At 46.6% G+C, this 12,960-nt stretch carries 9 protein-coding genes; 3 read left to right on the top strand and 6 right to left on the bottom strand.

What is annotated here, in order from left to right; genetic code table 11:
• Positions 1 to 4 precede the first annotated feature (4 nt).
• Positions 5 to 2,158: an FAD-dependent oxidoreductase gene (locus tag NO989_RS16540; RefSeq protein ID WP_342341122.1), complete on the bottom strand. Its 2,154-nt coding sequence runs from the start codon at positions 2,156 to 2,158 to the stop codon at positions 5 to 7.
• A 15-nt stretch (positions 2,159 to 2,173) separates the two neighbouring features.
• Complete coding sequence (locus tag NO989_RS16535; RefSeq protein WP_371342900.1) at positions 2,174 to 4,513, bottom strand: TonB-dependent receptor; 2,340 nt, start codon at positions 4,511 to 4,513, stop codon at positions 2,174 to 2,176.
• 167 nt (positions 4,514 to 4,680) lie between these two features.
• Here NO989_RS16535 and NO989_RS16530 point away from each other — a divergent pair, with 167 nt between their 5' ends.
• The gene (locus NO989_RS16530) at positions 4,681 to 5,091 is read left to right on the top strand and encodes a hypothetical protein (RefSeq protein WP_371342899.1); all 411 of its coding nucleotides are present in this window, start codon (positions 4,681 to 4,683) and stop codon (positions 5,089 to 5,091) included.
• A gap of 125 nt (positions 5,092 to 5,216) precedes the next feature.
• On the opposite strand, the gene NO989_RS16525 is transcribed toward NO989_RS16530, so the two are convergent.
• Positions 5,217 to 5,681, bottom strand: coding sequence for an EVE domain-containing protein (locus NO989_RS16525; protein WP_101566579.1), 465 nt, complete (start codon positions 5,679 to 5,681; stop codon positions 5,217 to 5,219).
• 254 nt (positions 5,682 to 5,935) lie between these two features.
• Between NO989_RS16525 and NO989_RS16520 the strand changes: the two genes are divergently transcribed.
• Positions 5,936 to 8,278: a YgiQ family radical SAM protein gene (locus tag NO989_RS16520; protein WP_371342898.1), complete on the top strand. Its 2,343-nt coding sequence runs from the start codon at positions 5,936 to 5,938 to the stop codon at positions 8,276 to 8,278.
• A gap of 91 nt (positions 8,279 to 8,369) precedes the next feature.
• Here NO989_RS16520 and NO989_RS16515 read toward each other — a convergent pair whose 3' ends face one another.
• The 3 genes from NO989_RS16515 to NO989_RS16505 form a co-directional block, all read right to left on the bottom strand.
• Positions 8,370 to 8,789, bottom strand: a complete 420-nt coding sequence (locus NO989_RS16515) for a hypothetical protein (RefSeq protein ID WP_014976363.1) — start codon at positions 8,787 to 8,789, stop codon at positions 8,370 to 8,372.
• Positions 8,789 to 10,453, bottom strand: a complete 1,665-nt coding sequence (locus NO989_RS16510; RefSeq protein ID WP_014949275.1) for a S41 family peptidase — start codon at positions 10,451 to 10,453, stop codon at positions 8,789 to 8,791. The genes NO989_RS16515 and NO989_RS16510 overlap by 1 nt, the downstream gene beginning before the upstream one ends.
• 253 nt (positions 10,454 to 10,706) lie before the next feature.
• The gene (locus tag NO989_RS16505; protein ID WP_371342897.1) at positions 10,707 to 11,777 is read right to left on the bottom strand and encodes a strictosidine synthase family protein; all 1,071 of its coding nucleotides are present in this window, start codon (positions 11,775 to 11,777) and stop codon (positions 10,707 to 10,709) included.
• Between the two features lie 205 nt (positions 11,778 to 11,982).
• Here NO989_RS16505 and NO989_RS16500 point away from each other — a divergent pair, with 205 nt between their 5' ends.
• Positions 11,983 to 12,561: a demethoxyubiquinone hydroxylase family protein gene (locus NO989_RS16500; RefSeq protein ID WP_281715293.1), complete on the top strand. Its 579-nt coding sequence runs from the start codon at positions 11,983 to 11,985 to the stop codon at positions 12,559 to 12,561.
• Positions 12,562 to 12,960 lie beyond the last annotated feature (399 nt).

Genomic DNA, 12,960 nt, shown 5'->3' with positions numbered 1-12,960 from the left:
TTAACTATCCTCTGCGCCATGTATGGAATTTCTCTACATAGCTGAGCAATTTTTCAGGCGCGTTTGCGCGCTTCCAATTCCCTGCTGCATACTTTGCGCCTTCAGCCCATGTTGGGTAAGCGTGGATAGTGCCAAGGATCTTGTTTAACCCCAGATCGTGCTTCATCGCAATAACAAACTCAGCCAGTAAGTCTCCTGCGTGTTCCGAGACGATAGTAACGCCCAGTACCTTGTCTTTACCCGGTGGCGTGAGTACTTTAATAAACCCTTTTCTGGCACTTTCCGCAACAGCACGATCTAACTCTGCAAACTCGTATCGCGTTACTTCAACGTCAATGTCTTGCTCGGCAGCGTCACGCTCGTTAATGCCCACGCGCGCTACTTCCGGATCGATGAAGGTTGTCCATGGGATAACACGATAATCAACTTTGAATTTTTTAAACGTGCCGAAAAGTGCGTTGACTGCAGCGTACCATGCCTGGTGGGCGGCCACGTGGGTAAATTGATAAGGCCCTACTACATCGCCAGCGGCAAAGATATTAGGCATCAGGGTTTGCAAGTATTCGTCTGTTTCAATTGTTCTATCAAATTGAATACCTAAGTCTTCCAGACCAAAACCATGTAAACGGGCTTTTCGTCCCACAGCCACAATGACTTCGTCGTAGGCGATAGTAGATTCAACACCCTCTTTCGCTACAACAAGTACTTTTTCACCGTCTTGTTGTTCAAAGCGAAGCGCATCATGGGACGTCAATACGTTTACGCCGCTCTCTCTAAGCACAGACTCAGCATACTCCGCCACATCCGCATCTTCTCGGCCCATTAAACGCGGGGCACGCTCAACTTGCGTTACGTCACTGCCAAGGCGTGAAAAGGCTTGGGCGAGCTCACAACCAATAGGTCCGCCACCTAATACGATTAAACGTTTTGGCGCGTCTTCAAGTTCAGCAAACTTGGTCCACAAGGTATCAGAGGTGACATAGCCGCTTTGCTCAATGCCTGGTAATTCGGGAATAAATGGTGCTGCACCTGTAGCAACCACAATATTTTTTGTGGTTAGTGTTTGGGTGCCGCCATCGTTCTTTTTGATTTCCACCGTCCAAGGGTCGATGATTTTCGCATAGCCTTTTACAACATCAACACCCAAGCTAGTGTAACGCTCTACACTGTCATTAGGCGCGATTGCCGCAATCACTTCGTGCACACGTGCCATCACCCTTTTAAACGACATAGCGGGTGTTACCGGCTCTAAACCATAGTTATCAGCATGACGCATTTGATTGGCCACTTTTGCCGTTTTTATAATGGCTTTGCTCGGTACGCAGCCGTAGTTGAGACAGTCGCCGCCCATTTCGCTGGCTTCTACCAGCGTGACTTTTGCTTTCACCGCAGCAGCAATATAGCTGGTAACCAAACCACCTGCACCCGCTCCAATAACCACTAAGTTGCGATCAAACTTCTTTGGCTTGCTGTAGCCTTTGTAGACGCGACGGCGATTGACCACTGCTACGATAGCTTTAGCTATCCAAGGGAATATGCCTAAAAGTACAAATGAAAAGATAAGCCCAGGTGAGACAATGCCAGACAAACTGTCTATTTGGGCAAGTTGAGTACCCGCATTTACATATACCGCGGTGCCCGCAAGCATGCCCACTTGGCTTACCCAGTAGAATGTCCAGGTTTTAAGCGACGTTAACCCCATCAACAGGTTGATTAGGAAGAACGGGAATACTGGCACTAGGCGCAGGGTAAATAAGTAAAACGCACCTTGCTTTTCCACGCCCTCATCAATCTTTTTAAGCTTTTCTTTAAACTTACTTCGCACGGTGTCGCGCAATATGAAGCGTGAAACTAAGAACGCCAGCGTTGCCCCTACGCTCGAGGCAAACGATACAATAACTAAGCCTTGAACCAGGCCAAACAAAGCCCCTGCTGCCAGGGTCAAAATAGCTGCTCCCGGCAAAGAAAGTGCAGTTACGGCAACATAAATGGCAAAGAACACACCTATACTTAATACCGGGTTTTGAGCAATCTGCGATTGAAACGTATCGAGTGAATCCTTCATACCTTGAAGGGTTAGATAGCTATTTAAATCAAAATAAAAAAAGCTAAATATGGCGGCAACAATAACCCCTAAAAGCGCTATTTTCTTAAACATAAATATCCTTAGCGCTTAAAACGCATATTGCATGGTAACTTGAGCGTGACGAGGTACGTTTGGCATGACAAGTGTCGCACCGAAATACCCACCTTCAAACAGCGGCTGCCAGTTTTCTTCATCGGTCACATTAATGATATCTAAACGCAATCGAAGGTCATCTGTTACTTGATAGTCTGCATTTACATCAACCGTATATTGGTCGCGAATATGCACCGTTTGCAGAAAGTCTAGTGGGAATGACTTGGTATAGAGCGCACTTGCCCCCACTTGCAGGTCATCCGTAATTTGCCAGCCAGCGTTAATAGAAGCAATTTGTGGCGGGATCCCCTGAACGCGACTGTCTGATGCAGGGAACGCGGCAAAAGAAGGTGATCCTACTCCTGTACCTTCAATAATATCAGGACGACTATTATCAAACGCATCAATAACCTGCGCCGTACCTTGAAACGCCGCTGAATCATCAAAACGCGCGTCTAAATAGCTATACGCGGCATTGATCCAAACATCGTCTGCTTGATAGAACATTTGTAGTTCGAAACCTTGCGTTTTCACACCACTGTTACTGCCATCACGGTTACGTAGGCTTCGGGTTTGGTCAAACACAGCGGCCTCTGCATACCAGCTGCTGTTTGGCGCATATTTTACACCCACTTCGTACAGCGTATTTTCAGTAGCAAAGTTAAGCGGGTTAATCTCGTTATTACCGCCTAACACCGTGCCACCCGCCATGCTGTTCGATGTTGCGTCGTTTTCTGAAAACGCCGCGTAAACATTTACATCACCCGTTAATTTGTACACTGCACTTAACTGGTAGCTGGTTAATGTATCACTGTATGAATCTGAAGCTGCTTCAACACCAATCGGCGCTAGTGGGTCACGCGCGTCTACGTCATAGTAATCAACACGTAAGCCAGCAATCGTTGAAAATTTGTCGGTCCAAATAGAGCGCTGCTGAAGCGCCAGGCCTGTTTGCCATGCGGTAGAGTCGGTGGTGTCTGACAAGTTAAAATCGCCGTTACCATCACCGTCTACGTCGTATTGCGCACCCGGTGAAACATATACGCCAGGACGCAACTCAACTAATCGGGCTTTTTGGGCATCGGTAAGCGGAATAACGCGGTTTGAGATAGGCCCGGTCAAATCAATCGGATTATCAGCCTCAGTGGTAAACTGGCTATAGCCCAACACGTCGTTGTAGCGTAGCGCTAACCCTACGGTCGTGGTTTGGCTGTCGTTCCACTTATAATCTAGCTCAGTGTGGTTTTCGAACGTGTCAGCCCCGTCAATGATCTCAACAAAACTATTTTGCGCAATTTCTTCGCGTTCAAGGAATTGGTAGTAGGTAATGTTGCGAAGCGCCACGTTATCAGTCATTTTGTATTCGACACTGCTTCGAATAACCGTAGTTTCAGCACCGTTAATATCGTCTGGATTTGTGAATACGCGGTTGCGAGGAATAACCACTTCTCCGGTAGGAGAAATGATAGCACCTGCCCCCGGTACTGTACTGCCATTCGACTGAATACCTTGGCCTGTAATGTAGATGCCGTTATCGATAAGGTCTTGCGTTGGGCGGTTGATACCTGCGTTGTCTGGATAGTCTGTGTCATAATACTCCGCGCTGATATCCCACGTCAGTACATCGCTTGGCGTATAGCGATAGGCTACAAACAGGTTCGTGCTATCGCGCTCGGCAAAATCGTAGAAACTGCCATGGTCTAAGTACTCTGCACTAAAGCGAATACCACTTTTACCTTCTTCTATAGCTGTGCCGTAATCCACTTGCGTTGAATACTGATCCCAGCGCCCGGCGCGAAGGGTGACTTTCCCCTTGCTTTCTGTGGTAGGCGCAACCTTTGTTTGAAGGTTTACAAAGCCACCGTTGCGCTGCGTGCTACCAAACAACACTGGCGACGGCCCTTTCACCACGTCAATTTGCTCAACGCTATTGAACGACAAAGGCAAACCAAAGCCATTGTTGCCTGCTTGACGTCTTATACCATCTTGAAAAAGCTCACCTAATTGGCCGCGTATACTGGGCAGGCTTGGCGTGCCAAAGCCGCTAGAGGCGTACGCGTTGGGCGCCGCTTTTACGATGTCGTGTAAATCGTTAATGTTAAGTGCCTCTATCGCTTGTGCCGACAGTGACGTCACCGCTCTAGGTGTCTCAGCTGCACTTAAACCGCTACCGAAAATGCCTTTAAGTGTGTTATCACCAGGATTTAGCGTATCTAAACTCTGCTGGTTTCCGGTTACCTCAACCACTTCAATATCTGCCGCTTGTTGGGCATAGAGCGATTGACTGATGGCAAGTGCGAGTGTGCTAACGGCTAGGCCGATTACTTTTTTCATTAACAGATCCGTATTTTTAATTCTTGTTCGACAAGACCGATACGCGTCACAAAAAATTTCAGTACATTTAATTTTCAAAAAAATATTAAAAAACACAAAATTAATTGAAATTTTTATTTTGAACGGTCGTTCTAGTATGCTTGCACTATTATACTTTTGGAGCATGTATGCAAAACAACACCGATATTCAAAACCGACTACAATGGTCGCTACTCTCTCTTCGCGTAACAATATTTATCGTTATGTTCGTATGGACACTCGATAAGTTTGTTAACCCAGCCCACGGCATGGCCATTTTTGAAAAGTTCTATGGTATCGGCGGCGTGCCTGAAATGGCCGTTTACGTTATGGGCGCACTGCAGCTTGCGCTGGTTTTGGCGTTCTTAGCGGGACTTGCGAAAAAATACACCTACGGTCTTATTTTTATGCTTCACGGTGGGTCTACCCTGTCTTCATTCCAGCAGTATCTAGATGCCTTTAATCACCTGCTGTTTTTTGCTGCATGGCCAATGTGGGGCGCGTGCTTTGCACTTTTCCTATTGCGCGATGCCGATACTAAATTTGCCTTTGGCAAGTAGCAGCTATTCGTTAGCTAAACACGCTAGATACACAGCACGCTAGAAAGTTAGCGCATAGCGATAGCCCTTATATTTATCTTTAGCAAGCTAACAAGATATGACGGCTACGCTTTTTAGCATTTAACTTACTGTTTGGCAGCAGCATACAGTTGCTGCCATTCAGCCTCTTCTACAGGCATGATTGACAGTCTTCCACCTTTTTTGACCAATGGCAGTTCATTAATACCGTCCATCGTTTTAATCACTGAAAGCGGCAGAACGCTTGAAAATTTCTCTACAAATTTCACGTCAACGCGATACCAGCGGGGGTTATCCTGACTTGATTTAGGATCGTAGTATTTTGATTCAGGGTTAAACTGCGTGGTGTCCGGGTAGCCGTCTCTTACCACTTCAGCAACACCTGCAATGCCCACCAGCTTGCAACTTGAGTGATAGATAAATACTTTGTCACCCCGTTTAACGCCGTCTCGTAAAAAGTTACGCGCCTGGTAATTTCTTACGCCATCCCACGGTTCCGTTTGCTCTGGGCGGTTTGCCAAGTCATCGATTGAAAATGCATCAGGTTCTGTTTTAAATAGCCAATACGCCATAGTCGTCGTTAATTCTCTTCGTTGTAAATAGACAAGCCTGTCATTCGCTAAATGCGGGCATTTGAAGCGCTTATAAAAACCTGCGCTCATGGCTAGCTTTACAGCTTGTTGATTTAAGTGAGTATACAAAGCTCTTTAATTTAATGACAGTGCTATACCTTAGCTTGGCCAACACTGCTATAATTACGCACTTATTCTGAGCTACAGCCTAATTTAAGCTCAGCAACTCTCTGATTTATCTAGATGTGATTACTATGCAAGCCACCATTAAGGCCGATCGCGGTCTGTTTTCTTACCCTAAATATTGGCCACACTGCCTGGGTACTGCGCCGTTTCTCCCCATGTCGAAGGAAGAAATGGATGCCCTTGGCTGGGACAGCTGTGACGTTATTTTGGTAACGGGCGATGCGTATGTAGATCATCCTAGTTTTGGTATGGCGGTGATTGGCCGAGTACTTGAAGCACATGGTTTTCGCGTGGGAATTATTTCTCAGCCAGACTGGACCAGCAAAGACGACTTCATGAAGTTGGGTAAACCCAACCTGTATTTCGGCGTAACAGCCGGCAATATGGACTCTATGATAAACCGTTACACGTCTGACAAAAAGCTTCGTCACGATGACGCTTACACGCCAGGTAATGTAGGTGGCAAGCGCCCTGATCGTGCGGTTACCGTGTATTCACAGCGCTGCCGTGAAGCGTTTAAAGGTGTGCCTGTGATTGTGGGTGGCATAGAAGCCAGCTTACGTCGCATTGCGCACTACGACTATTGGAGTGAAAAAGTACGCCGCTCTGTACTGTTCGATTCCAAAGCGGACATGCTCTTTTTCGGTAACGCCGAACGTCCTCTTGTTGAAGTCACTCATCGCTTAGCGGCAGGTGAAGATATTGCCGATTTGCGAGACATTCGCGGTACTGCGATTATCGTTAAAGAAGCCTTACCAGAGTGGCAAGGTGTTGACTCGACCTCTCTAGACAGGCCGGGCAAGATAGACGCCATTCCAAGCCCCTACCAGATGGAGCCCGAGTGCGATTCGCAGGATAAAGACGCCAAAAGCAGTGAAGCGCCAGAAGCCGCCCCCATTGTGATTCAGCCTGCGCAAAAAGAGAAAGAAAAGCGTAAGCCTTGGGAAAACGTGTACGTTAAGCTACCTGCGTACGAGACGGTGAAAGACAACAAGGTGTTATACGCACATACGTCGCGTATTTTGCACCAAGAAACCAATCCTGGTTGTGCGCGTGCGCTAATGCAGCGCCACGGCGACAGACACATTTGGATTAACCCACCGGCCATGCCGCTTGAAACCGAAGAGATGGACGCGGTATTTGATTTACCCTATCAGCGTGTGCCTCACCCTGTCTATGGCGATGCTAAAATCCCCGCATACGATATGATCCGCTTCAGTATTAATATTATGCGCGGATGCTACGGTGGCTGTACCTTCTGCTCTATTACTGAACACGAAGGGCGTATTATTCAAAGCCGCTCTGAAGACTCTATTATTCGAGAAATAGAGCAAATACGCGATACTGTACCGGGCTTCACTGGTGTTATTTCAGACTTAGGCGGCCCGACGGCGAACATGTATCGCCTGCGCTGTAAGAGCCCTAAAGCAGAAGCTACATGTCGTCGCCCGTCTTGTGTGTACCCTAGCATTTGTGCGCACATGGATACGGACCATAAGCCAACTATCGACTTATACCGCCGTGCTCGTGAGTTGCCTGGAATTAAAAAGATATTGATTGCTTCAGGCGTACGTTACGACCTAGCAGTAGAAGACCCAGAATACGTGAAAGAGCTGGCCCTTCACCACGTAGGCGGCTACTTAAAGATCGCTCCAGAACACACCGAAGATGGTCCGCTTTCAAAAATGATGAAACCGGGCATGGGCAGCTACTACCGCTTCAAAGAGCTATTTGATAAGTACTCACAAGAAGCAGGTAAAAAGCAGTACCTTATTCCTTACTTTATTGCATCGCACCCGGGTACCACCGACGAAGATATGCTAAGCCTTGCGATTTGGCTTAAAGAAAACAAATTTAAGCTCGATCAGGTACAGAACTTCTATCCGTCGCCAATGGCAACGGCTACCACCATGTACCATACCGAGGTAAATTCCCTTCGCAAAGTCACTAAAGACAGTGAAGAGGTGCCTTCTGCAAAAGGTGAAATTCACCGTCGATTACACAAGGCGATGCTGCGTTATCACGACCCGAAAAACTTTGCGCAAATTCGTGAAGCACTTAAACGTATGGGGCGCGAAGATTTGATAGGCCGTGGTCCTCAGCACCTTGTTCCGCCAGAAACAGCAGATGAAAAACGCCAAAAAGCGCAAAAAGGCCGTCGTGGTGAACGCGCACTGACCAAACATACTGGGCTTCCTCCTACCTTTCAGGGCAAGAGCAGCAAAGGCGGTAACGGCGTAAATAAGAGCCGACGTAATTCCAACGCTAACAAGCAAGGTCGTGGTAACACAGCACAGCAGCGTAACGACACTGGCGGGAATAAGAACAGAGGCAACGCTTCGAAAGGAAATAATAGCGGCGGCAACAGTCGCGGCCGCACGCAAAAGCAGCCAAGCATGCACAAACGATAGAAACAAAAACGCCCGGAGCTTGTAAACTCTGGGCGTTTTTTTAAGGCCTATTGTCAACGATGACATTGCGCTTTCGTCGATTTACCTCGACTTATGCCTCGTCCACTATATAACAGGTCACATTTTCAAGCTTGGTAAGTTCCCCACTTTGGTCGTTACGCAACACGCACTGTTCACCATCACTTAGCAACGTAAAACTATAAACAGGGTTGTCGTGCCTTCCGTCAATAGGTAATCCCCTACTATCAACCTTTGCTTTACGCTCAATCGTAATGCTAGCGGTTTGACTGAATGCATCCTCGGCTATCGTTATGTTTAGACCACCAAACCAGTTGCTGATCCTACTTTCAATAGCTTGCTTTTGACTCACACTGATGGATTTGGTTACTGCCTCGTGTAACTCAGCCTCCTGCGTTGTCGCGCATCCGCTCGCCGAGAGCAAAAGTATGGCGAGAGGTGCAGCTAGCAGTCTTCCTTTTAGCAGTTTTCCTTTTTTATTAGGAAGCGACATTACTTGCGCTCCTGAATAACAGGCTGATTTATTTTGTTGTGTAAAATAAAGTTCTCTTTGCGTTGTTCAGGCTTGTCGATAGGAATGAGCTTTTCGCCCCCTAACGCACTTTGGTTACTGCGCAGTGCTTTGACATCCGCCACGCCGTTTGACGTGACAACTTCGGGACATGAGCCTGTAGCAGCATATTCCAATGCAGCTGACAGCATCCCTTCATTTGGATCACCCAAGCTTGCGGTAAAGTCATCTTCAACTTCACACCCCGGCAACTCAAAATCGAAATTAGGCGTGGTGGTAGGCATGAAACCATCAGCATAATCACCAAACCCTTTGTTATTCACCCCTTGGAACTGGATAGTAAAGTAGGTCTCACCGCAATTGTCTGTTGGGTAGAACCCATACGGCTTACCACAAGTAGTAGAGCCAATTTGCACTACTTCTACATCAATACCACGAAGTGCATTCATTACCGCTTCACTTGCTGAACATGTTGCACCCGTTGCTAAAACGTAAACCTTCGTCAGCGAAAGGCTAGGCAGAAGCGTGTCGGTAAGTTGCCCTGCGTTATAGTCAATAACATTGCGGTAAAACGGTGTTGGACGAATAGTCTCTCCGGTGACAGGGTTGGTGTTTGGGTTTTTATCGTTAAAACGCAATGTTTCAAAGGTTGCGTTATTGGTTTGGTTCGGACCCGCTATCATATAGGAAAGCTGTGAAGCTAGCGCCAAACGTCCTCCGCCGTTGTAGCGAAGGTCAATAACGAGCTCGGTCACATTTTCTTCAACAAACATATCGAACGCATCAATTAATCCTTCTTGCGCGGTAACGATAAAGGTATTGAATTGGAAGTAGCCCGTTTTGCCGTTTTCGGTATCGAGTACCTTTGCGTTTTGAACCGGCGTTACGCTGATATCGCCGGAGGTGATGTCTACTGAGAGAGTTGAACCATCAACCTGCACAAACTCAAAGCTTGTAACCGTACCTGCGTCTTCCGGAAACAGAGCAGCATTAATCGCATTGACGCCCTGCTGCGTGTTGTCATTGACAAAGTCGACGCCGTTTATACGCGAAAGGGTTGCACCGCGAGGCACGCCAGCAGTAGCTGCAGGTGAACCCGGCTCAGTGAATCGCACTGTCAGTACTCTCGGCACGGTTGTTGAACCAAATTCCCAATCAAACCCATAGCCCGATGAAATCCCCGATTGAGACAGTTCGTTATATTCGGCAGTGTCCTGTGAAAAGTGGAAGTTATCTTTTGGCGTACCGCTTGGCGTTAGCTCATTGGTTTTAAGCTGATCAAAATATCCCAACACTGAGAAATTTGCAGGGTCATTGTCATCTACTTCGTCGTACCACAAGTAAGTGTCATTAGTCCAAGTACGTAGCCACAGCTTTTCATCCATGGCGGTACCTTGTGTATCTGGGTATGCCCTATTAGTAAAAGGATCAATACCGCTTCTAGGAGTCTCACATTTCGCTAGATATTGAGATTGCGGTTCATACACCCCCGCTTCCCATTCTGGCTCTGTTGTTACAGGTGTCGTTGGCGTGGTAGGCGTTGTCACCACAGGAGGGGTATTAGACGAGCCTGAGCCGCCTCCACATCCAGCTAGAAGAGAAATCGTGACTGCAAGTGCAACAGAAGAATACGTATACGCTTTCATGATTTAGAAAATATCCTTTTAAAACGGCTAGCCCAAAACTATTAAACTTGTGCTAAAAACAACTTTTATTAGCATAGCCGATAGTGACATATCCTTCTAAGCGTAACTACATAACAAAAGTTTAAAATGTTTCGAAATGTAAGAAAACGTGTTGCAGTGTTGATGAGTAAATGTCATTCGTGACGCGTATCGCTCTATCACAGTAGAAAAGAAGACTACTTATTCTGCCGTAACAATATGCTTATTATCGTCTCTAGTTTAACTGCAACACACCTACCGACCGTGCAGTTAAGCTACTCACATATACACCTTCATCTGTCTGTATTGCGCCTGTAACAAAGGGAAATGCACCACTAGGGTCTTGATAACTTTGTAAAACCTCTCCGCTTTCGCTTATTTTAACAAGGTGCCCGTATGCTTGACCTTGTGGGCGCATGAACTGTGGCAGACGCTGTACAATTTTACGAATGAAAGGCTTGTCAGATAGAGCGTCAACGGGAGCGGAGCGAGGCGAAGCAAGACCCAGAAAGTACGCGCCGCTAGTTGCCTGGCTGATGTTGTCTGGGAATCCAGGCAAATTATCAATCACGACCTCCACTTGACCCTGTTTTGGCCCTACTAGCCAATAGCGCAACACGCGATATTTACCGGTTTCGTTGACCAACACTGAATTTTGATCATGGCTTATTGCGACACCATTCGCAAAAACCAAACCATCCATCAGTACATTACTCGTTCTACGTACTGGGTCGTACTCTATAAGCCTGCCATTGCCTCTATGTTCCAAAATTTCTAGCAGGCTCGCTTGCAGCGTTCCCCCATACTCTTTGGCAGAGAACTTGGTAGTTGCGTCAGTGAAGTAAATATTGCCGTTGTCGGCAACATCCACATCGTCCGCATATACAACTTTAGAATTTTCTACTTGGTTAACCAATACCGTTAGCTCACCTTCAGGGTCTGCAATTAGCAATCCGCGATGAGCATCGGCGATTAATAAGTTGCCGTTGGTATCAAACTCGATACCGAGCGGGCGACCGCCAGTATTAATCCACGGTGTAAATGTTGCCTCACCTTTTTTCTTGAGTAATACCGCACCAGAATGAGTGGCGGTTGCAATAGTTCCCGCAGCGTTTATCGCAAAATCCTCCGGCCCTTTATCTTCGCCTAATTCAATAAACGAAAGGCCCGCCAAACGGTTGTTTTCAATAAACTCCCCCGAAAATCCGCTACTGCTCGGTGCATGCCAGCCTATTGGCGCAATGGGAACTGGCCACAATAGTAAATACCCTAAAACCAGAATGACAACGCCACCGAATACCTTCATTTATGCTCTCCTACAAGCAACACATGTTGTGTACCTATCAACCATAGCAAGCAACCCTCCGATACTCTGCTTTCGTTTATAAATAGAACACTATCATCCAGAGCTTTCTAAATAGCGCATATTTGAATATGCATTACAAATTCGTTAGGTAGCATCCATTCCCCCCTTCAGATCGTTTGTTTATAAAATGCTACAGAGGTACGACATGCCATTTTATGCAAAAACACTCGGAGATAATCACGCTAAGCAAGTAGACAAAGAACTACGTGCGAGCCACGCGGGAGAGACGGGAGCCGTTTGGATATACCGTGGTGCTCTATTCGCCGAATGTGTTTTAAAACTGGTTAATCTTTCTGGCACAAAAAGCGAGGCACAACCCTTCATACATGAGCACCTTAAAACGGAAAGACGACACCTCGCCGTCTTTGAAAACGAAATGCCGCTTTTCAGGGGAAGTTTTATTTTACCTTTATGGATAGCTTCTGGGTTTATCACCGGCTTTATTCCAAGACTTTGCGGTATAAATTGCTTTTACTACACCATTTACCGAGTAGAGCAGTTCGTAGATTCGCATTACGAAGAACAATGTAAGCGCATTTCTGCGTTAGCCATCCCCCCTTCAAACGTGATAAATCGGTTTAGACAATGCCAAGCAGATGAACAACATCACAGAGATGAAGCGCTGCTCCTAATGACGAAAAGGCCGTCGTTATTAATGAAATTATGGGGCGCAGCCGTTGAAAAAGGCTCTTCTATTGCCGTTGCAATCGCAAAAGTGATTTAAGTTTTCGAGCTTATGCGCAGTGACCTGTGATAAAAAATAGGCATCAGAGAATTTATTAATTGAAAAAAAGAGACGCTTTTAGAGTGGGAAAAAAGGACAGAGTTCGGCTACCAAAACCCTGTGACAACTGCGGTATCAATGCCGACACACAGTTTCGTATTCGATGTGGTGATGAAGACTCGTGGCGTATAGTATGTAAAGCTTGTCAGGAACGAGCAAAGGCCAGCAATGACTATATGTATGGCGGTACGTGGAAAAGAAAGAAGCGTAACTAAGGGGCTTCCTGTGAGCCCCTAATAGTTACGATAAGATTTACGCATTCATACCAATTGTCTTAAAAGTTTGATCTAATAGTGGTATTCATATTCGAGTGATTTTGATATGCATACAGCCGACGAC

Source organism: Alteromonas sp. DY56-G5 (assembly GCF_041414725.1).
GTDB lineage: Bacteria > Pseudomonadota > Gammaproteobacteria > Enterobacterales > Alteromonadaceae > Alteromonas > Alteromonas macleodii.
This window is presented reverse-complemented; position numbering and strand designations above follow the sequence as displayed.